The organism is Parvibaculum lavamentivorans DS-1, assembly GCF_000017565.1.
GTDB classification, from domain to species: Bacteria; Pseudomonadota; Alphaproteobacteria; order Parvibaculales; family Parvibaculaceae; genus Parvibaculum; species Parvibaculum lavamentivorans.
The window spans coordinates 1,967,091-1,986,320 of sequence record NC_009719.1; the positions used below are offsets into that span (position 1 = coordinate 1,967,091).

The 19,230-nt window shown below is 61.3% G+C and carries 21 protein-coding genes; 17 read left to right on the forward strand and 4 right to left on the reverse strand.

The window, feature by feature from the left end:
• Positions 1-160 precede the first annotated feature (160 nt).
• From PLAV_RS09200 to rlxS, 9 genes are all read left to right on the forward strand, one after another.
• Positions 161-1,096: an ArdC family protein gene (locus PLAV_RS09200; protein WP_012110724.1), complete on the forward strand. Its 936-nt coding sequence runs from the start codon at positions 161-163 to the stop codon at positions 1,094-1,096.
• Positions 1,093-1,290 (forward strand): hypothetical protein, encoded by a 198-nt coding sequence (locus tag PLAV_RS09205; RefSeq protein WP_041535924.1) that lies wholly within the window; start codon positions 1,093-1,095, stop codon positions 1,288-1,290. The genes PLAV_RS09200 and PLAV_RS09205 overlap by 4 nt, the downstream gene beginning before the upstream one ends.
• Positions 1,291-1,302: 12 nt before the next feature.
• Positions 1,303-1,821, forward strand: coding sequence for a hypothetical protein (locus PLAV_RS09210; RefSeq protein ID WP_012110725.1), 519 nt, complete (start codon positions 1,303-1,305; stop codon positions 1,819-1,821).
• Positions 1,793-3,523, forward strand: a complete 1,731-nt coding sequence (locus PLAV_RS09215; RefSeq protein ID WP_012110726.1) for a ParB/RepB/Spo0J family partition protein — start codon at positions 1,793-1,795, stop codon at positions 3,521-3,523. The genes PLAV_RS09210 and PLAV_RS09215 overlap by 29 nt, the downstream gene beginning before the upstream one ends.
• 640 nt (positions 3,524-4,163) lie before the next feature.
• Positions 4,164-4,487, forward strand: coding sequence for a DUF736 domain-containing protein (locus tag PLAV_RS09220; RefSeq protein ID WP_012110727.1), 324 nt, complete (start codon positions 4,164-4,166; stop codon positions 4,485-4,487).
• Positions 4,488-4,668: 181 nt separating this feature from the next.
• Positions 4,669-4,896, forward strand: a complete 228-nt coding sequence (locus PLAV_RS09225) for a helix-turn-helix transcriptional regulator (protein ID WP_041535925.1) — start codon at positions 4,669-4,671, stop codon at positions 4,894-4,896.
• Positions 4,889-5,467 carry a S26 family signal peptidase gene (locus tag PLAV_RS09230; protein ID WP_012110729.1) on the forward strand — a complete coding sequence of 193 codons (579 nt, stop codon included), beginning with the start codon at positions 4,889-4,891 and terminating at the stop codon, positions 5,465-5,467. The genes PLAV_RS09225 and PLAV_RS09230 overlap by 8 nt, the downstream gene beginning before the upstream one ends.
• The gene (locus tag PLAV_RS09235; protein WP_012110730.1) at positions 5,455-6,210 is read left to right on the forward strand and encodes a lytic transglycosylase domain-containing protein; all 756 of its coding nucleotides are present in this window, start codon (positions 5,455-5,457) and stop codon (positions 6,208-6,210) included. The genes PLAV_RS09230 and PLAV_RS09235 overlap by 13 nt, the downstream gene beginning before the upstream one ends.
• Positions 6,211-6,466: 256 nt before the next feature.
• Entirely contained in the window at positions 6,467-8,452 is a 1,986-nt protein-coding gene (gene rlxS, locus PLAV_RS09240) for a relaxase/mobilization nuclease RlxS (RefSeq protein ID WP_012110731.1), read from the forward strand.
• Between the two features lie 203 nt (positions 8,453-8,655).
• Here the strand turns inward: rlxS and PLAV_RS09245 are convergent, their stop codons facing one another.
• From PLAV_RS09245 to PLAV_RS09255, 3 genes are read right to left on the reverse strand one after another with little or no spacing between them, the layout of a single operon-like run.
• Positions 8,656-10,062 (reverse strand): exonuclease domain-containing protein, encoded by a 1,407-nt coding sequence (locus tag PLAV_RS09245; RefSeq protein WP_012110732.1) that lies wholly within the window; start codon positions 10,060-10,062, stop codon positions 8,656-8,658.
• A gap of 15 nt (positions 10,063-10,077) precedes the next feature.
• A complete protein-coding gene (locus PLAV_RS09250) occupies positions 10,078-10,599 on the reverse strand; it encodes an ImmA/IrrE family metallo-endopeptidase (protein ID WP_012110733.1) in 522 nt (173 codons plus the stop codon).
• Positions 10,596-10,949, reverse strand: coding sequence for a helix-turn-helix transcriptional regulator (locus PLAV_RS09255; RefSeq protein WP_012110734.1), 354 nt, complete (start codon positions 10,947-10,949; stop codon positions 10,596-10,598). The genes PLAV_RS09250 and PLAV_RS09255 overlap by 4 nt, the downstream gene beginning before the upstream one ends.
• Positions 10,950-11,111: 162 nt before the next feature.
• Here PLAV_RS09255 and PLAV_RS19325 point away from each other — a divergent pair, with 162 nt between their 5' ends.
• From PLAV_RS19325 to PLAV_RS09285, 7 genes are all read left to right on the forward strand, one after another.
• Positions 11,112-11,333 (forward strand): DUF2188 domain-containing protein, encoded by a 222-nt coding sequence (locus tag PLAV_RS19325; RefSeq protein ID WP_012110735.1) that lies wholly within the window; start codon positions 11,112-11,114, stop codon positions 11,331-11,333.
• 86 nt (positions 11,334-11,419) lie between these two features.
• Entirely contained in the window at positions 11,420-12,343 is a 924-nt protein-coding gene (locus PLAV_RS09260; RefSeq protein ID WP_012110736.1) for an AAA family ATPase, read from the forward strand.
• Positions 12,340-12,816: a hypothetical protein gene (locus PLAV_RS09265; protein WP_012110737.1), complete on the forward strand. Its 477-nt coding sequence runs from the start codon at positions 12,340-12,342 to the stop codon at positions 12,814-12,816. Before PLAV_RS09260 ends, PLAV_RS09265 begins: the two co-directional genes overlap by 4 nt.
• Positions 12,813-13,313: a hypothetical protein gene (locus tag PLAV_RS09270; protein ID WP_012110738.1), complete on the forward strand. Its 501-nt coding sequence runs from the start codon at positions 12,813-12,815 to the stop codon at positions 13,311-13,313. Before PLAV_RS09265 ends, PLAV_RS09270 begins: the two co-directional genes overlap by 4 nt.
• Positions 13,313-14,209, forward strand: a complete 897-nt coding sequence (locus PLAV_RS09275; RefSeq protein WP_012110739.1) for a CBASS oligonucleotide cyclase — start codon at positions 13,313-13,315, stop codon at positions 14,207-14,209. The genes PLAV_RS09270 and PLAV_RS09275 overlap by 1 nt, the downstream gene beginning before the upstream one ends.
• A 31-nt stretch (positions 14,210-14,240) precedes the next feature.
• Positions 14,241-14,966, forward strand: coding sequence for a CBASS effector endonuclease NucC (gene nucC / locus PLAV_RS09280; protein WP_012110740.1), 726 nt, complete (start codon positions 14,241-14,243; stop codon positions 14,964-14,966).
• Between the two features lie 74 nt (positions 14,967-15,040).
• The gene (locus PLAV_RS09285; RefSeq protein WP_012110741.1) at positions 15,041-16,339 is read left to right on the forward strand and encodes a DUF2235 domain-containing protein; all 1,299 of its coding nucleotides are present in this window, start codon (positions 15,041-15,043) and stop codon (positions 16,337-16,339) included.
• A 102-nt stretch (positions 16,340-16,441) separates the two neighbouring features.
• Here PLAV_RS09285 and PLAV_RS09290 read toward each other — a convergent pair whose 3' ends face one another.
• Positions 16,442-16,888, reverse strand: a complete 447-nt coding sequence (locus PLAV_RS09290; protein ID WP_012110742.1) for a hypothetical protein — start codon at positions 16,886-16,888, stop codon at positions 16,442-16,444.
• A gap of 270 nt (positions 16,889-17,158) precedes the next feature.
• On the opposite strand from PLAV_RS09290, the gene PLAV_RS09295 reads away from it, so the two are divergent.
• The gene (locus PLAV_RS09295) at positions 17,159-19,222 is read left to right on the forward strand and encodes a conjugal transfer protein TraG (RefSeq protein ID WP_012110743.1); all 2,064 of its coding nucleotides are present in this window, start codon (positions 17,159-17,161) and stop codon (positions 19,220-19,222) included.
• The last annotated feature ends 8 nt before the right edge of the window (positions 19,223-19,230 follow it).

Consider the following 19,230-nt stretch of genomic DNA (forward strand, 5'->3'; position numbering starts at 1 on the left):
GCCCGCCGCGGCAGGCCGCAACCCTCCGCTTGCGCTCCGGGTCCTCCACTCCGTTCCGGCCTTCGGTGCGTCCCGCCTCTGACGGCGGGCCTTCCGGTCGCTTTTCGCCGCCCATCCCGCTTCCGGGAGAGACGCGGCGGGATTTGACGGGAGCTGGCCGATGCGCGGAGAACATAATCGTCAGGCCGGGAGGCAGGCGGGGCCGCAGCTTTATGCCGATGTGACGGCAAAGATCGTCGCGGAACTGGAAGCGGGCCGGGTGCCTTGGGTGCAACCCTGGGACGGGGCCAAGGCCGGGCTCGGTTTGCCGCGCAATGCGGCGACGGCGAACGCCTATTCGGGGATCAATATCCTGATCCTCTGGAGCGCCGTCATCGAGCGAGGCTTTACCGTCCAGAACTGGCTTACCTTCCGGCAGGCACTCTCGCTCGGCGGGCATGTCCGCAAGGGCGAGAAGGGCGTGACCCTCGTTTATGCCGACCGCTTCACGCCGAAGGCGGAGCGCGAACGCGCGGCGGCGGACGGCGACGAGGCCCGGAGCATCCCCTTCCTCAAGCGCTTCACCGTCTTCAATGTCGCGCAATGCGACGGCCTGCCGGACGACCTGCTTGCACCGCCCGCCATACTGCCGGAGAGCGAGACCGTGCCCGCCGCCGAGGCGCTGATCACGGCGACCGGGGCGGCATTTCATGTCGGCGGCGCGATGGCCTTTTATATGCCGAGCCTCGACTGCATCGAGGTGCCGCCGCAAGCGGCCTTTCACGAGCCGGTCAATTATTACCGCACCTGTTTCCACGAACTCGGCCACTGGACAGGTCACCCCTCGCGGCTGGCGCGCGATCTTTCCGGGCGCTTCGGCTCGCGCGCCTATGCGGCGGAGGAACTCGTCGCCGAAATGGCAAGCGCCTTTGTCTGCGCCGCGCTCGGCATCGTGCCGACCGTGCGACATGCTGATTACATCGCCTCATGGCTCGACCTCTTGCGCGACGACGACCGCGCCATCTTCCGCGCCGCGAGCCTCGCCTCCAAGGCAGCAGATTTCCTGCTGGCGTTCCGCGCGGAGGGCATAGAGCCGGGCGAGGGGAGGGCGGCATGAGCGGGCACCCGCCTCTCGATGTGGAAACGACGCCCGAAGGCGAGCAGTGCCTCATGCCGGGTGTCGCACCGATCCGGGAGTGCGACCGGCTGGCCGCCTTCATGGCCGCGCCGCTGCGCCCGCGCAAGGCCCAGAAGCCCCTGAACATCGGCCTCTTCGACGAGGACGCGCGCAACCAGCTGAGCCTGTTCTGAAGGAGACGCCCCATGAAGAAATGGACCGTGCAATGCGGCTTTGCCGCCTATTACGCCAACACCGTGACGGTCGAGGCCGAGACGTTCGACGCGGCGCTGGAGAAGGCCATCGTCGCGGCCAATGAGAGCGACGGCTGGAAACCGCTTGATGATTGCGGCCCGACCTTCATTGATGCGGTTGCCGAAGGCGACGACGCTGATCCGTGGCGGGAGTTTGCCTCCTCGCTTCCCGTGCCGCCGCGCTTTTCGGAGCGCGGCGAGCCGGTCGCCGTGACCGTTACGGTTTCCGGCGGCACCGTGCAGCAGGTCGAGATCGAGGGCGGACGCGCAATCGTCCATGTCCATGACTACGACACCGAAGGCGCCGCGCCCGGCACGCCCGGCCTTCATATCGATGCGGACGGCGGCACTTACGCGCTCGCCGACTGGTCGAACTTCTCTCTGCCCCATGAAACGGCGGAGAGCCCGAGCCCCACCCAAGAGCACCCGAAAGGAGAGACCCATGGAACTGCGTCACATCCCGATCGATGAACTGCGCCCCGCCGCGATCAATATGCGGCATGGCAAACGCCCGCCCGATATCGACGACATCCTGCCCTCGATCCGGGCGCGCGGCATCCTGCAGCCGTTGCTCGTACGCCCCGTCGAGACGGAAGCGAATGCCTATGAAATCGTCGCCGGACGGCGGCGTTATTTCTCGGCCAAGGCGGTGAAGGAAGAGCAGGGTGAGGTCGAACCCTTGCCCTGCGCCGTGATGGAGCCCGGCGACGATGCGGCCGCGCTCGAAGCCTCGCTGATCGAGAACATCGCCCGTCTCGATCCCGACGAGATGAGCCAGTATGAGTGTTTCGCGCGGCTCACCCGCGAGGGAAAATCCGTCGCCGACATCGCCGCGACCTTCGGCCTTACCGAGTTGATGGTGAAGCGCCGTCTCGCGCTCGGCACGCTGATCGCACCGATCCGCGAAGCCTATCGGGCGGAGAAGATCGATGCCGCATCGATCCGCCATCTGACGCTTGCCTCGCAGGCGAAGCAGAAGGAATGGTGGAAACTCTGGAAGACCGACCGGAGCGCCTGCCCGACGGGCCATCGGTTGAAGCAATGGCTCTTCGGCGGCCAGTCGATTGCGACCGGCGCGGCGCTCTTCCCGCTCGATACTTACGAAGGCGAGGTCGTCGCCGATCTTTTCGGCGAGGAAGGGTATTTCGCCGATCCCGACCTCTTCTGGCGCAAGCAGGGCGAGGCCATTGCGGCCAAGGCAGACGCGCTGCGCGAGGCGGGCTGGAGTGAGGTCATCGTCATGGAGCCCGGCGTCCGCTTCCCCGCATGGGACTACGAGAAGGTGTCGAAGAAAAAGGGCGGCAAGGTCTATGTCGAGGTCTCAGGCCGCGGCGAGGTCGGTTTCCACGAGGGCTATCTCTCCCGCGCGGAGGCGCGCCGCAAGGCGAGACAGGAGGGCGCGAGCGATGATGCGGCGGAGGTTCGCGCCGCCCGGCCCGAGGTGACCAAATCGATGCGCAACTATATCGAACTGCATCGCCATGCCGCCGTCCGTGCCGAACTGCTGGACCATCCCGGCATCGCGCTACGGCTGATGCTCGCCCATGCCATCGCCGGATCGGCGCTCTGGCAGGTGACGCCTGAGCCGCAGAAAGCGGCGTCCGACGCCATCGCGAAAAGCCTCGCGGCCAATGTCGCCGAATGTGCCTTCCGGGGCTGGCAGGCCAATATCCGGGCCTTGCTCGGTCTGCCGGAAGAGCGCGAAAACCTCACCGCGCCGCACGGCGACGACGCAGCAACCGTCGCCCTCTTCGCCAGGCTTCTGATGCTCAACGACGAGGAAATCATGAATGTGCTTGTCACCGTGATGGGCGAGACATTGCAGGTCGGGAGCGCGGCGGTCGAGGCGCTGGCGGTGGTGCTGAAGCGCGACATGGGCCCGGTCTGGGAGCCGGACGAGACCTTCTTCGAGCTGCTGCGCGACCGGGGCACGATCAATGCCATGCTGGCCGACATCGCCGGAAAAAGCGTCGCCGACCAGAATGTCGCCGAGAAGGCGTCGGTGCAGAAGCAGATCATTCGCGATTGTCTCGCGGGCGCGAATGGCCGCGCGAAGGTCGGCACATGGCTGCCGCGCTGGATGCATGTCCCGGCCCGGTCCTATCGCGAGGACGGAGCTTTCCCGCCCGCCGAGGCGTGGGATCGCGTCGCGGGATATTTCGGGAAGACCTGAGACTTGTGCGGGCGGCTTCTTCGCCGCCCGCTCTTTTTCATGAGCGAACAGCTTGTTGTGCATCGCCTGCCGCGCTCCGGTATCGCGACGGGGCACGATCGTGGACATGATTTCAGAGACAGCTACGGTGTCGTCAAGCGGCACGCGGGAACACGATGCGGGCGCGCTTGGCCGCATTCCGGTGGCGAGTCGGGGCTCTCTGTTTGCCCGTCCTTCGCCACGCATCTACCGCGTCATACGCACACCCCGCGTGAGCGTTTTCCGGTGCCGTCGGCGTGTTGCCTCGGTGTTGAATCGATCTATCGCTCCGGCCTTCATCATACGGCCCGTCCGCCTCAAGAGGCTTGGTGCGCATGGATTGCATGGGCTCTTTCCCCCTTCGGTAAGGCGTCAAGGGGCCATTTCCTCGCTTGAGCCGCGAGACCTATGGGCGCTGCCGCCCGCCCGAAACCGTCGCGCCGGGCTTTTTTCCCCGCGCGCTGTCGCGCGCTCCTCGCGGTCGCTTCGCTTCAATAAAGCCCGCCGCTCGGGTCCTTCGCTTGCGCTCCGGCCTCCGGTTCGGCGGGCGGCTGCCGCGCCCATCGGGGTTCGCCATCGCGAGGGGAATGGACCCCTCGGCGTTCATCGAAGGAGAAAGACCATGCCTGCGATCGGATATGTCACCAAGCAGTCGAGCGGCGGCTACAAGGGCCAGTTGAAGACGCTGACCATCCGCGTCGAGATCGATATCGTGCCCAATGCGGCGAAAAGCGCCGAGGCACAGCCGGACTTCCGGGTCCTCACACAGGGCGTCGAGATCGGCGCGGGCTGGACGCGTACCGGCGAAACTTCGGGCCGGGACTATGTGAGCCTCAGCCTCGCCGCCCCGGAATTCGGGCCGCGCCGGCTCTACGCCAATCTCGGCCGCGCCGCCGGTCAGGACGACGATGAGACCTTCGCGCTGATCTGGAATCCCGTCGACTGACGGTCACGCCTCGCCTCCGCGTCCCTCCGGGCGCGGAGGCTTTGCCCTTCTGCGATCTGTTGCGCTGGCGAAACGACGTGGCCGGATATTCGCCGCTCGGTCACCGGACCTCTTTTCCCGATCCTTGCCGTGGTGGGGCGTCCTTGCGCGATTCGCGCGTGGATCACATGCGAGGTGCCTCATGGATGACGACGCGACCCGGGCTGCGAACGCCAAGAAGGGCAGCCCCTTTCTCAACACGCCGCAGGCCGCGCACTATGTCGGCCTCTCCGAGCGCACGCTGGAAAAGATGCGCGTCGTCGGCGGCGGCCCGGAATACCGCAAGCATGGCCGTTATGTGCGCTATCACATCGACGATCTCGACGCCTGGTCGCGGGAGCGGGCAAAGCGCTCGACCTCCGATGAATGAGCGGCTCTCCCTCATCGCCGAGAGCGGCGCGCTGATTCCCATGCGGTCTCCGCGCGGCCCGAAACATCCGCGCCGCCGCAGGCGTCTTCTTCTCTGGACGGTGTTCGGCGTCGGCCTGATCGGCGCAACGGCGCTCTTCGAACCGCTGCCGCGTCTCGTCTGGAACGCGAGCGCCAGCGCGCCGCGCGGGCTCTATCTGCGTCTCTCGCAGGATTTCGTTCGGGGCGATCTGGTGCTGGCGCGATTGCCCGATGAAGTGCGGCAGCTTGCCGACGAACGGCACTACCTCGCGCGGGACGCCTTGCTGATCAAGCGCGTTGTCGCCTCCCGTTTCGACACGGTCTGCATGATGGGCAACGATCTCTATATCAACGGACGGCACACGGCGCGGCGGCTAGAGCAAGACGGCGCGGGCCGCCCGATGTCGCGCTGGCAGGGCTGCGAGCGGTTGGGCGGCTATCACGTTTTTCTTCTCGCCGAAGGCGAACCCGTCTCCTTCGACGGGCGGTATTTCGGGCCGGTTGAGCGGCGGCTCGTCATCGGCAGGCTGGTGCCGCTATGGATATTCTGACGCTGGTTCTCGCGCATGCGATCCGCAACGCCGAGCCTGAACATGACCTTTCACCGCTCCTCACGGTGAGCATGGCGGTCGAGCCGGAAGCAGGGGACATGGCGCAATGGCGGCCCCTCATCGTCGAAGCCGCGCGGCGTTTCGGCATTCCGGTGGACTGGATCGAGGCCGTCATCGAGGCGGAAAGCGGTGGCCGGACCGTGCTGGACGGTGCGCCGATCACCTCGCCCGCAGGCGCGATGGGCCTGATGCAGCTGATGCCCGCGACCTATGCCGAACTGCGTGCGCGCCACGGGCTCGGGCCCGATCCGCATGATCCTCGCGACAATATTCTGGCGGGCACCGCCTATCTCCGCGAGATGCGCGACCGCTTCGGCTTTCCGGGACTTTTCGCCGCCTATCATGCCGGACCGACGCGTTATGTGGCGTGTCTGAAAGGCGAGGAACCGCTTCCCGAGGAGACCCTTGTCTATCTCACTACATTGCTGCCGCGTATCGATCTGGTCGCCGCAGACGACAGAAAAGTCGTCCAGAGAATGACCGCGCGAGCGTCATTCGCGTCAGGAAAGTCGCTCTTCTTTCCGCTCGGCGGGCATGAAATGCGTGCCGAAATCGGCTCGTCGAGCGATCCGAAGCGGCCTTCGGAACAGCATCTGTTCGTCGGTTCGGGCGGCAAATTGCAGGGCGAATCCGCAGCCGTTGATGGCGATCTATTCGCGCCGCTCTCCGGCACCTTCCGTTAGTCAGTCCCAGGAGAAAGTACTTAAGCGCCGGTGAGCGTGAGGCCGGTTCTGGATCGCGGGAGGGCAAGATAAAAGAACGGCGCCATGAGCGGCTTATGTTCCTGTCTGCACATCTCTTTTGACGGCGCCATGCGCCGAAGGCGTGGCGCCATGGCCGCGCCAAGTCCCTGTGCCTCTTCGGTCTTCATGGCGCCGTCTTGTTACGCGGCGAAAGCCGATCATCTTGAAGATGGGTCACAATCGCGGAGAGGAGACGATGCAGGACGACGGCTTCGAGCCACGTCTCGGCAGGATCGGGGCGCGCGCCGGAAAGGCCGAGCGGCGCTACCAGCAACGCGTGCTGAAATCGGCGGCGCTGGCGGGCGGACGCCGCTTCGGTGGAGCGTCGCCGGGCTCGGGCTTTCACGGCAATCGCATCGGCCGCGGCGCCGGCATCGGTCGCGTGCTCGCGTCGCGCGGAACCCATGCCGCCTTCCGCGCGCGGCGCGTGGTCGTCAAATCCCGCATCGTGAAGCTGAAGGGGCAGGGCCTGAAGGCGGCCCGTCTCCATCTCCGCTATATCCAGCGCGACGGCGTGACGCGCGAAGGGCAGCCGGGCGAGCTTTACGATGCCGAACACGACCGGGCGGACGGCAAGGCGTTTCTGAAACGCTGCGACGGCGACCGGCACCAGTTCCGCTTTATCGTTTCGGCCGAGGACGCCGCGCAATATGAGGAACTGAAGGGTTTCACGCGGCGCTTCATGGCCCGCATGGAGGAGGATCTGGGAACGCGTCTCGATTGGGTCGCGGTCGATCATTACAACACCGGCCATCCCCATACCCACATCATGCTCCGGGGCAAGGACGAGCGCGGACAGGACCTGGTCATCGCGCGGGATTATCTTTCGACGGGCATGCGCGAGCGCGCCGCCGAAATCGTCACCCTCGATCTCGGTCCCCGCAGCGATCTCGAGATCGAGGCGAACCTCGCGCGGGAGGTCGAACAGGAACGGTTCACGGGTCTCGACCGCGGCCTGTTGAAGGACGCGGACGGCGAAGGCTGTGTTCGGTCTGGGGCGACCGTCGGCGACGCCTTCCGGCAAAGCCTGCGGGCCGGGCGATTGCAGAAACTGAAACGGTTGGGACTGGCGGAGGAGATCGCCACCGGAACGTGGAAGCTTGCCGGGGACCTGGAACCGGCGCTCCGCCGCATGGGGGAGCGCGGCGACATCATCAAGACGCTTCACCGCGAAATGACGGAGAAGGGGCTCGCGCGGGTCCCCTCCGACTATGCGGTTCATGAAACCGCGAACGGGCAGGAGCGACGCGTCGTCGGGCGTCTTGTCACCAGAGGGCTGTCGAATGAACTCAACGACCGTCACTATTTGATCGTCGACGGGATCGACGGTCGTGTGCATTACGTCGATATCGGTGGGGCGGAGACGGTGGACGCGCTGCCGGACGGCGCCATCGTCGCGATCAGGCCGAAGCCGGTGGGACAGAGAACCGTCGACCGAACGATTGCGGAGGTCGCGGCGGCGAATAACGGGCGCTACGACATCGAGGCGCATCTCCGCCACGACCCAACCGCGTCACGCGCCTTCGCCGAAACCCATATCCGGCGGCTGGAAGCGATGCGGAGGATTGCCGGGCTGGTCGAGCGAGAGCCGGACGGAAGCTGGGTCATCGCGCCGGATCACTTGGAACGCGCCGCATCCTTCGAGCGCGGTCAGGCAAGATCGAGCCCGGTCATTGTCGAGACGCTTTCCGCCTGGCCGCTCGAGCGGCAGGTGACCGCCAATGGCGCGACCTGGCTTGACCGTGAGCTTGTGGCGGAAAAGCCGGAGCCCTTGCGCGAGGCGGGCTTCGGCGGGGAGGTGCGCGACGCGCTCGCGATGCGTCGGCGATGGCTGGCCGGGCAGGAACTGGCACGCGAGGAACAGGACCGGATCGTCTATCGCGCCAACATGCTCGGCATCCTGCGCCGGCGCGAGCTGCTGCGTGTAGCGGAACAGCTCTCGGGCGAGCTCGGTCTACCCTATGCCGAGGCAGAATTGGGGCAAAAGGCGACTGGCACCTATCGCCGGCATGTCGATCTCGCCAGCGGGCGTTTCGCGGTGATCGAAAGATCGCGCGAGTTCACGCTCGTACCCTGGCGGCCGGTGCTGGAGCGGCATCTCGGGAGGCAGGTCGCAGGGGTCGTCCGGGAAGGGAGGGTCTCGTGGACGATCGGGAGGCGGAGAGGGCCGGGGGTTTCATAGCTGTTTATATTCCCCGCGGGAAGCGGACGATTGGGTTGCCGGCGAGGAGAACCGACCGTACATGACAGAAAAACAGCAACTATGGGAGACGGCACCGGAAAATTGGCAGCACCTAGCTAAATATAGATCGGATCAGTTTGATTTAGTCGCGAAGAGTGGATGTCTGTTACCAAAGGACTCGAGAACTAGGTGGGGTAATGGAATCACGAAATGCTGTGCCGAAAATTGGACACGCGTGTAATTCGATCGACGAGGTATGCTCTGTAGTCAGCAAGAATTCCGTTCGTGTCGGTGTAGTCGCTACCCAGAAGAGCGTCTGTCTCTTGGAGTGCCCGCCGAAGTGTCAACCCACCGCTTTCTTCCTCAACAAGTCGGTCTGTCAGTTCGCGCTCCACACGGAGGCGTATCTCTTCCGGCAAGACAGAACGATGTTCGAAATAGACAAGACGGAGCCCGAAGCATCGGAGGCGCTCGTCCTCAAAGCTCTGGACGATGGACAACACTTCTCGCCAGCCGACCTTGTGGAATCTTTCCATGCGAGCTTCGTCGTCCGGTCCTGGAAACCTGTCATAAATTTGCTCTTCGACATGTCGGGACGGCGCATGTGGTCCGCGTATTGAGGCGTAGGCCGAAATAAGATGGGCGCAGAACGTTGGATCGTCTTTCACTCGACGAGCTCGAGTTTCCACCTCATCTAAATCGATACCATTCAGCATCTGATCCCGCGCGTCGTAGAGCGCTGTCAGAGTCGGAGCGGCATTAATTCGAAACCGTCGTATGGGGCTAGGCTTCCGAGCCAACTCCACCCGCAAATCCTCATCTGACATCGTGTAGAAACGACCAACGTCGCCATCTAGCCTCAAGCATAGACGACCGTTGGGTTGTTCAGGATCTCTGCCCAAGCAGACGACCGGTGCATGATAAGCTTCATTGCTAAAAAATTCTGTGAGAATGAACGCATCCTCGCTGTCAACGAAATCAGCGACTGTCGCTTTCTTCGAAAATCGCACGAAACGCTGCCAGAGCTCTGATGAGCGCTCGTACACGCAGCGACATAGTCCAAGCGTGGCTAGGACATCGGCCATCGCGTCATGAGCTCTGGTATGTTCGATACCGTTCGCTGACGCCAATTGCTCCAGTCGAAAGGTCGGGCGGCCCGTTGCTCCAAACGGAACCAGCAAGCAGCTTGGAGAAAGCGCCGCTGCAGCTGTCATCAGCCCCAGGGCATCAGCACGGCAATTGCCATGATTGCTTGTGAGGTAGGCCGGATGGAGTGTCTGAAAGAACGCTTGTCTCAACATTTCTTCGTCAAAACGAATCGAGTTGTATCCAACGAAGATCGATGGAGACCATGACAACAGCTTTCGTCGGATGGTTTGGACCATGACATAATGTGACGGAAGCCCATCATCGGTAAGCCTCCCGATAGAAAGACCGTTTGTGTACAGGGCAAAGGGGTGAGGCACCACGTGTGGGAGAAGTCGAGAATGCGCTTCAAATCGGTCGATCTCATTGAGATCGGCGTCGGTCCGAATGGCAGCAAAATGAACGATCTGATCGAAGCCGTGCCTCAGGCCGGTTGTCTCTGTATCGAAGAAGACGAAACTCACCGGGCCCACCTATGCCTAGAAGCGGCCCGCCAAGCGATATCGCATCGCAGAGGCGCTTACCCTAAATTTGCGGGCTAACGCTTCAATGCCCGAATCATCCTCGATATCCAGACCGCTTGCGTCCAGCGCGTCCATCAAGAATTCCTGCGGCATCAACAGTTCAGATGCGAAAGCGTTGGCTTCAATTTCCAACGGATCAATGCCCTGCGAAGAGACGTCGTCACGCAGCAAGACGCGAAATCCCTTGTCGATATGAACGGATTTCTGAATCTCTGGCGCATGCAGCACATGATGAGCCAACTCATGTGCCGCCGAGAATCGTTGCCGGTTGGGATGATGCAGGGCGTTGACCCCGATGATCCCAACTCCATCTTTAATATAGGCCATTCCGGAGAGGTCTTCCTCAAGCGGAGCGTATTGAAGAACAATGTTTCTTGTCTTGATAATGCGCTCGACCGGAACAGGCACACCTTTTACCCCGAAGTCTTGCAAGACCGCGCGGGCGGCTTCTCTGGCCCTCTCTGGGTTCGCTTTCACGACGCCGCCTTTGTAGAACTGCGTTGGGCCAACGCGCTCGCGATTAGGTCGGTGACCTGGGCTTTGCCACGCGCGGTTAGAGTTTCGTCCGATAGGATCATGTCTAAGTCCTCCTGCGTCGCAGGTTTCAGTTGGGTCGGCAGCAGATCTGAGACTTTTGAGAATTGAAGCGCCGAGGCGAGATTGTAGACGTGATGCAGCAGCACGTTCTGCCGGCCACTCTCGATATTGGCGACAGACGCGCGCGACATACCCACCCGGCCAGCCAGATCGGCTTGAGTAAATCCGAGCTCTTTCCGCCGCGTCGCGACGGCCCGCCCGAACGCCTTGTAAATAGCTCCGTCCGACATGCCTCATGTTTGCTACACGTGAGTCTCGATGTCAATCTCACAAACATGTGCTCAATAAGCACATTGCAATGTGCTTATTGACAACATTTCCACATTATGGAATCAGTAAGCAGCCGGTAAGCGCAGGGCTTGATCAGCGGCAAGTAGAGGAGATTCAGTAGAGTGTCCAAACGCATCCATGTTGTTCCACACGATTCCGGTTGGGCGACGCGCCGTGAGGGAACGTCGCGCGCGGGGTCGACCCACGAAACTCAGGCCCAGGCCACGGAAGCGGCGCGCAGCACCGCAATCCGCGAGCGGGGTGAGGTCATCATCCATCGACCGGACGGCCGGATCAGGGATGCAAATTCCTACGGCACCGATCCCTTCCCTCCGAAGGGTTGATCCATAGCGCCGGACCCCTTTCAGGTGCGGCATTTTTCCTGAAACATGTTTACCCGCGCCACACAGGCGATACGAAGGGATCGACGATGCAGAAGTTGGCTGCGGTGCAAGATGAGGATTTCAATCGACCGAAGGGTATCCAGCGGATGCGGCGGCTTCCGGATCCCAAGCTTGGCGCTCTTTGGGAATCGATAATCATTGAAGAACGCCTGAAAGCGCAGCTCCTTTCGCAGGCGATGCTGAATTTCACGATGCGCGGCAAGGTCGATCGAAGTGTGATCCCCTTGCATGGCGTGATCCTTCTAGTCGGGCCGCCAGGGACGGGGAAAACCTCTCTCGCTCGCGGATTGGCGCATCGTACTGCCGAGTCGTTCAAGGGAAGCGGGTTCCACCTGCTCGAGGTCGAGCCACATGCATTGACCAGCTCAGCGATGGGTAAAACTCAACGGGCCGTATCGGAGTTGTTTTCGCAGTCAATTGCAGAGTCTGCCGTCAGAGGACCGACTATCGTTCTTCTCGACGAAGTCGAAACACTGGCAGCTGACCGCTCAAAGATGAGTCTCGAAGCCAACCCGATCGACATTCATCGGGCAACCGATGCGGTCCTCGTCCAGCTTGACGCCCTTGCCGAGAAGCATCCGAACCTGCTGTTTCTCGCTACTAGCAATTTCCCTCAAGCTGTCGACGCAGCGTTCACGTCGCGCTGCGACCTTGTCGTCCATGTGCCCTTGCCGGACCGCGAAGCGTGCGCACGCATTCTGAGGGATTGTCTAACGGGCCTCGGTAAGGTCTACCCAGCTATCGCAAGATTGCCGAGTGTTGCGGGCTTTGATCGCTGCGCAACCGAATGCGTTGGTCTCGACGGGCGAGCCATCCGCAAGATGGTGGCCAATGCACTGGCGAGCAATCAGAAGACGGCCATGGATCCGGAACGTGTGACGATCGACGACCTGCTTGCAGCCGCTCGTGCCGCCAAGGCGGGACGTATCATGGGAGGCGGAGCGTCATGAGCACCGTTGCAAGCCGCACTTTCAGGAGCACTCCCGGGCGTGATGCCGCACAAACCTGGATAGCGATCGTCGACCTTCTGACGCAGGGAAAATCCGGCGATGCTCGTACTGAGCTTCTTGCTGTCGTTGGCACCGCCGCCAGCGTGATCGCGGATCAAGCGCCGAAGGATGCCGCGATTACCGTGACCTGCGATGGCCCCCGCACCCGCATCTATTGCCTTTATGACGAGGATGCGATCGAGGGCTCTGATGCCAATGAGGATCCACTCGGCTTTGAACCTTTGAAAGGGGACTGGAGGATTTCGCTTCCCTGCCTGGCTGATGATCTCGTCTGGGTTCAGAGCGCCCTGAAGCAGCACAGCACTCGCATTACGGCTCGCGATCTCGACGCAACTGTCCCCGGTGCGAACGAGTCGGCAACAACGAAATCCCAGACACTTGTTTTTGACTCGAAAGGATTCCTCGGCTCATGACAAGCGTCGCCGTCAACACATACACATACTCCGTCACATATGTAGCGGACAATATCCTGAAAAGCCTGAAAGACATCATTCGTCTTAGCGGGCTGAATCCATCGGAGTTCGTTGGCGATTGGGAGACCAACATGCGCGGTATTCAGACCTGGCTGAGCACCGGCGACCTTGAGACCGTGAAGCTTGAGATCTATGACCCGAAGACGAACACGCTGATTTTTCGCTGGGACATTGATATCTCCTATGGCTCGTCGGATGGAGACGGTAGCTTCTGGACCGACACCGAGCAGCTCAAGTATGCGATAAAAAAGGCTGGTCTGGCACCAAGCGAGGCTCGCTATCGTATGCTTGTGCACACGAAGCCCGGTAGGCCTGACGTGATCGGATGGAGTAGGACCAGCGGACGTTCGACAGAGGGAATGGTCCGTCAAAGCCTTGGCACCACAGTTGAACACAGTGGCCTCGGCGCTCGCACATCATATCTGAGGAGAGCTTGATGCTCACGGTCGACGAAGCCTTCAGAAAGTTCAAAAGCCGTCTTGAGCTGAACGACAAAGAGCAGAAAAACGCATCCGCACGCCAAACGGAGGTGCGAGACTACATCGATACTAAGTTCAAGATCGATCGGAGCTTTCTCACAGGCTCATATGCACGTTGGACCAAGACGAAGCCTCTCAAGGACGTCGACATCTTCTTCGTCCTGAAGTCCTCCGAGGATCACTATCGGTCCAAGGCGCCATCAACGGTTTTGACCGATTTCCATGATGCATTGGTCGAAAAATACGGCGACAACGCCAGGAAGCAAAATCGATCAATCAACATCGACTTTGGGGTCACGGCCGACACCGACGACAACACTGACTACCGTGTTATCAGCGTAGATGTCGTTCCGGCGTTTGATGTAGGTGATGATTTCGAGATTCCCGATGATGAACTCAAAAAATGGATAAAGACAAATCCACAAACGCACGCCGCAAAGGCGACCGCAGCGCACCAAGCTTATTCCAGTGAGTGGAAGGGGCTGGTGCGGATGGTGAAGTACTGGAACAACCATCCGAAGCACGGTGAGAAGCCGGTAAAGCCCTCATTCCTTCTCGAGGTCATGGCGCTTCAGTGCCTGCATGGCGGGTGGGGTGGAAGCTTCGACCGTGAGGTGCAGGGTTTTTTTGCGACGCTTGCAGATCGAATGCTTGATGAGTGGCCTGATCCGGCAGGTCTTGGTCCGGCGATTAGCAACGGGATGGATACCGCGCGCAGAGCGCGGGCATGCGATCTTCTCCGCGCGGCAGAGCGCCAAGCCACGCTTGCAATTGCTCATACACGTTGCGGTCGAAATGGCGAAGCGCTCCGGGCGTGGCGAGATCTTTTTGGGCCGAAGTTCCCGCTATCTTGACGGTCGGGGCCAATAAATACAGAGGTTTCGGATGGCGGAATGGTCTCTATCCCAACTCCTTTCCTCGCTGCATGAAGATATTCAGCAGCGTCTCGCGGTGGTACGAAAATCCTTCAATCATCCTGGAACGAAAGGCGACGCCAGCGAGAACGTTTGGATCAGCCTGCTAGAGACATATCTTCCTAAGCGATATCAAGCGGCCAAGGCGCATGTGGTGGATAGCCTTGGCAACTTCAGCCAGCAGATCGATGTGGTGATCTTTGATCGCCAGTATTCTCCCTTCATCTTCACTTATGAGAATGAAACAATCGTCCCCGCCGAAAGTGTCTATGCCGTTCTCGAGGCCAAGCAGACGGCAGATGCTTCTCTAGTCGCATACGCTCAGGAGAAGGTCGCAAGCGTTCGTCGTCTACACCGGACAAGCCTGCCTATTCCTTATGCGAAGGGCACCTACCCGGCTAAGCCCCTAATTCCGATCTTAGGTGGTTTGCTCACCTTCGAAAGCGAGTGGAACCCAGCATTGGGATTGTCACTCGACAAAGCATTGATTGCTGACCTGGAAGACGGGCGGCTCGATATAGGGTGCATTGCTGCGCACGGTCATTTTTTCTTCGATCAGTCAACGTCGGCGTATTCGTTCGTAGACGAGAATAAGCCCGCCACGGCATTCCTATTCAAGCTGATCTCACAGCTGCAATTCAGCGGTACCGTGCCAATGATCGATATTGAGGCGTACGCTAAGTGGCTGACTAAATAGAACACCGTTTCTAGGGTGCCGATGACGTCGATTGAAGATATTGATGCGCGCAGTCAGTTCGAGGATCTGGATGTATGGCCAAGAACGAGAGCCCTATGGCTAACCATGACCATATCGAACGCGCCTGCCAGCTGGGCCGACCCAGCAGCGAGAAGGGCAAGAACACCACCCCAGGCGGCGTAATGCTGGGCCGCAACCTCGTTGTGTGTTGCGACGGCACCAGCAATGAGATTGGCAAGCAGTTGTCGAACGTATTGAAGCTCTATCGGATTGCCGAGAAGAGTGAACGGCAGATCGTTTTCTACCAGCCCGGCATTGGCACGGTTTCCATGCCCAACAACTGGGGTAAGTGGAAGCAGAAATTGAGGTCGACTTTTGAGATGGCGACCGGGCATGGACTCGATCGAGATGTCTTGAATGCCTATTGCTTCCTCGCGCGTCACTATCGTGATGGCGATCGGATTTTCTTGTTCGGGTTCAGTCGGGGCGCATATACCGTGAGCGTCGTGGCAGGCGTCATTTACCTCATCGGGTTATTGCGCGAACATCAGGTGAATTTCGCAAGCTATGCACTCAAGGCCTATAAACAGGCCAGTGCAGTTGATGACTATGCAGTCGCTCGCGAGTTCAACGAAATCGCCCTGCCGCAATGCGTGCCCATCCATTTTCTTGGGCTCTGGGATTCTGTGGCCTCGGTGATCGTGCCAGGCCGTCTGTTTTGGTCGAAGCTGCGGCTCGAGGAGCTACCATTCACTTCGACGAATCCAGCGGTTTCCACGCTTCGTCAGGCGATAGCAATTGACGAGTTCCGCCGCATGTTCCGTGTTCAGCGCTGGATCGAACCGCAGCAATTCAAACCCAACCGTCATTCCCAAAGCAAGACCATTCCGGTGCAAGACAGCCGGCAAGTTTGGTTTGCGGGCTGTCATTCGGATATTGGCGGCGGCTTTGTGGAAGAAGAAAGCGCGCTGTCCAAGTATCCGTTGCGATGGATGCTCGAGCAGGCCGCCGACAAAGGGCTTCGCATTCGGCGCACCATGCTCAACCACATCGTCCTCGGAAAGGAGCGCAAACATGCCCGGCGCTATACTGCACCCGACCCCAAAGGCCGGTTGCATCACTCGTTGAACAAGATGTGGTGGCCGTTCGAATGGTGGCCGAAAAATGTGCGCCGTCGTGACTGGCACGACCGGCATACTTTGTGGGGCTATTATCTCCCCCGAGGCGAACCGCGCTTTATCGCACCCGACAGCCTCGTTCACATCTCGGTCGTCGACCGGCTCCGCGTGGTTCCGTCTGATCGCCCGGTCAATCTGAGATTGCCCTATCGGATTGAATCCATGACCGGTCCAATTTCGGCGAAGCGAAAGTGACAATGGCTCTTAGACGAAAAATTGTGGGCGCAGTTCAGCGCAATCAAACCCCCACGATCTGGCGCGGGTGAGGGAGCGTGGGCTTCTAGCGCGGAGCGGTCTTCAGGGACGGTGTAGAGCATTAGAATTCTTCATAACGACCGGTGCGGGTTCCGGATCAAGAAATCTGATCACCACCGAACACGCTGCGGCTAGGCCTGCGGCGACTCCAAACACATACTGCCACGCACTCATCGGCATGGTGAGCTGCCATATCTCCAGCACCATGCCGTAGCCGACCAATGCCGCAGGTACCGCGAACACCCCTACAGTCAGGAATCGAAGCACCGACGAATGGCTCGTTGCGAGCGCGGCCTGCCCGAGGCCGAACACAAGACCGCCGACGACCAAGCCGATGAGAACGCCACCGACCAAGCCCGCCCCAAACATGACCGCCCAATAGCCGGTCCAGAGTCCGACCATGACGGGAAGCGCATAGACCGCGCATCTGAACAGCAGCACGCAGAAGGCGCCGAGCCCGAAGGCGGTGAGCAGAAGCATGGCGATCATATCGGATCTCCATCCGTCGCGGTGAGGTCTTGTTTCATCGGGGCGGTGCAAACGATCTCGTGCATCGACGCTCGTTGCTGGATTCTACACCTCTCGATTCCGCGTTTCCAGAGTCCTTGTTCTCACGTTCATGCATTCTCTTCAACGCTCTCTTTTCCGTCAGTGCTCGTCGTCGCGCGAGAGCGCAGATAAAGGCGATTTTCAGAATCCTTCTTCCGATTGAATCCTGTCTCTCGTTTTCGCGAGCTATGGCGCGATGGAGAGAGACGGATGACCCCGACAAAACTTCTGATCGGTCAGGCGCTGATCGTCTTCGCGATCGTCATTCTCGGCGTCTGGACCGCGACGCAATGGGCAGCCTTCGCGCTCGGTTTCCAGGCACGTCTCGGCGCGCCCTGGTTCATCCTCCTCTCATGGCCCGTCTATTATCCCTGGCGGCTCTTCGAGTGGTGGTATGCCTATGAGGCCTATGCGCCGGGCGTCTTTACGCGGGCAGGCGCGATCGCCGCTTCGAGTGGCGTCGCCGGATGCGCGGTCGCCATTGCCGGCTCTCTCTGGCGCGCCCGGCAGGGCAAGCTCGTCACCACTTACGGTTCGTCGCGCTGGGCGAAGCGCGGCGAGATCGAGCGGGCAGGACTCTTCCGCGCCGCCGGCGTGTTTCTGGGGCGGCTTGGCGAGCAGTATCTCCGTCATGACGGACCGGAGCATGTCATGGCCTTCGCGCCGACGCGCTCCGGCAAGGGCGTCGGTCTCGTCGTGCCGACGCTTCTTTCCTGGACAGGCTCGGCCGTCATTCACGACATCAAGGGCGAGAACTGGCAGCTGACCGCCGGTTGGCGGAGCCGCTTTTCCCATTGCCTCCTCTTCAACCCGACCGATCCACGCTCTGCCCGCTACAACCCGCTGCTCGAAGTGCGCAAAGGCCCGGACGAGGTTCGCGACGTCCAGAACATCGCCGATATCCTGGTCGATCCGGAAGGCGCGCTCGAACGCCGCAATCACTGGGAGAAGACGAGCCACGCGCTGCTGGTCGGTGCGATCCTGCATGTCCTTTATGCGGAAGAAGAGAAGACGCTTGCCCGCGTCGCGACGCTCCTGTCGGACCCGCGACGCTCCTTCGAGCACACGCTGCGTGCCATGATGGCGACCAATCATCTGGGAACACCGGAGCATCCGGAGGTTCACCCCGTCGTGGCGTCCGCCGCCCGCGAGGTCTTGAACAAGTCCGACAATGAGCGCTCCGGCGTGCTCTCGACCGCCATGTCGTTTCTGGGGCTTTACCGCGACCCGATCGTCGCGGCGACGATCTCGGCCTGCGACTGGCGGATCGCCGATCTCGTTGATGCAGCGCGGCCGGTCTCGCTCTATCTCGTCATTCCGCCGGCCGACATTTCGCGCACGAAGCCGCTGGCCCGGCTCGTGCTCAACCAGATCGGGCGGCGCCTCACCGAGAAGCTCGAAGGCGATCCGGCAAAGCGGCGGCGCTACGGGCTGCTCATGATGCTGGACGAGTTCCCGGCGCTCGGGCGGCTCGACTTCTTCGAAACGGCGCTCGCCTTCATGGCGGGCTACGGGATCAGGGCCTATCTGATCGCCCAGTCGCTCAATCAGATCTCCAAGGCCTATGGCGAGAACAATGCGATCCTCGACAATTGTCATGTCCGGATCGCCTTCTCCTCCAATGACGAGCGGACCGCGAAGCGGATATCGGACGCACTCGGCACCGCGACTGAACTGCGCGCCCAGCGCAACTATGCCGGGCACCGCCTGGCGCCCTGGCTCTCCCATGTCATGGTCTCGCGGCAGGAAACGGCGCGGCCGCTCCTGACGCCCGGCGAGGTGATGCAATTGCCTTCGGCAGACGAGCTTGTGCTGGTCTCGGGTCTTGCGCCCATTCGAGCGAAGAAGCTCCGTTATTACGAGGACAAGAACTTCACCGAGCGGGTGAAGCCGGCGCCGGTCCTTGCCGAGAATGGCTATCGCGACAGGCCCGCTCCGCGTCCCGACGACTGGAGCGGCCAGGTGCGCGGGCTCGATCACCGGCTCGCCACCGCAAGCGTCCCCGATCCCGATGCCGGACTGGCGGAAGAGGAAGGCGGTCTCCAGCAGCAGCGCCATCCGGGCCGGCCCGCGAAGGAGGTCGCGAAACGGCGCGAGCACCGCGAAGCGACACTCGGCCTTTTCGACGATGACGGCGATGCGGGCACCGATCCTAGGGCAATGGATGGAGGAAAACGCGGCGGGCGCAGCTCGATCAGGCGCGCCTATGCGGCCAATGCGGGGAGCGACGGCGACCGTCACCGCGCCTCGCAAGAACTGCTCCCTGGATTTTGAAGGTGCAT

Bases quoted from the DNA above. Each gene is read 5' to 3' on its own strand.
- PLAV_RS09205 (WP_041535924.1), top strand. From the start codon at position 1,093: ATGAGCGGGCACCCGCCTCTCGATGTGGAAACGACGCCCGAAGGCGAG.
- PLAV_RS09235 (WP_012110730.1), top strand. From the start codon at position 5,455: ATGGATATTCTGACGCTGGTTCTCGCGCATGCGATCCGCAACGCCGAG.
- PLAV_RS09260 (WP_012110736.1), top strand. From the start codon at position 11,420: ATGCAGAAGTTGGCTGCGGTGCAAGATGAGGATTTCAATCGACCGAAG.
- nucC (WP_012110740.1), top strand. From the start codon at position 14,241: ATGGCGGAATGGTCTCTATCCCAACTCCTTTCCTCGCTGCATGAAGAT.
- PLAV_RS09220 (WP_012110727.1), top strand. From the start codon at position 4,164: ATGCCTGCGATCGGATATGTCACCAAGCAGTCGAGCGGCGGCTACAAG.
- PLAV_RS09215 (WP_012110726.1), top strand. From the start codon at position 1,793: ATGGAACTGCGTCACATCCCGATCGATGAACTGCGCCCCGCCGCGATC.
- PLAV_RS09285 (WP_012110741.1), top strand. From the start codon at position 15,041: ATGGCCAAGAACGAGAGCCCTATGGCTAACCATGACCATATCGAACGC.
- rlxS (WP_012110731.1), top strand. From the start codon at position 6,467: ATGCAGGACGACGGCTTCGAGCCACGTCTCGGCAGGATCGGGGCGCGC.
- PLAV_RS09225 (WP_041535925.1), top strand. From the start codon at position 4,669: ATGGATGACGACGCGACCCGGGCTGCGAACGCCAAGAAGGGCAGCCCC.
- PLAV_RS09295 (WP_012110743.1), top strand. From the start codon at position 17,159: ATGACCCCGACAAAACTTCTGATCGGTCAGGCGCTGATCGTCTTCGCG.
- PLAV_RS09200 (WP_012110724.1), top strand. From the start codon at position 161: ATGCGCGGAGAACATAATCGTCAGGCCGGGAGGCAGGCGGGGCCGCAG.
- PLAV_RS09210 (WP_012110725.1), top strand. From the start codon at position 1,303: ATGAAGAAATGGACCGTGCAATGCGGCTTTGCCGCCTATTACGCCAAC.
- PLAV_RS09265 (WP_012110737.1), top strand. From the start codon at position 12,340: ATGAGCACCGTTGCAAGCCGCACTTTCAGGAGCACTCCCGGGCGTGAT.
- PLAV_RS09290 (WP_012110742.1), bottom strand. From the start codon at position 16,888: ATGATCGCCATGCTTCTGCTCACCGCCTTCGGGCTCGGCGCCTTCTGC.
- PLAV_RS09230 (WP_012110729.1), top strand. From the start codon at position 4,889: ATGAATGAGCGGCTCTCCCTCATCGCCGAGAGCGGCGCGCTGATTCCC.
- PLAV_RS09275 (WP_012110739.1), top strand. From the start codon at position 13,313: ATGCTCACGGTCGACGAAGCCTTCAGAAAGTTCAAAAGCCGTCTTGAG.
- PLAV_RS09255 (WP_012110734.1), bottom strand. From the start codon at position 10,949: ATGTCGGACGGAGCTATTTACAAGGCGTTCGGGCGGGCCGTCGCGACG.
- PLAV_RS09270 (WP_012110738.1), top strand. From the start codon at position 12,813: ATGACAAGCGTCGCCGTCAACACATACACATACTCCGTCACATATGTA.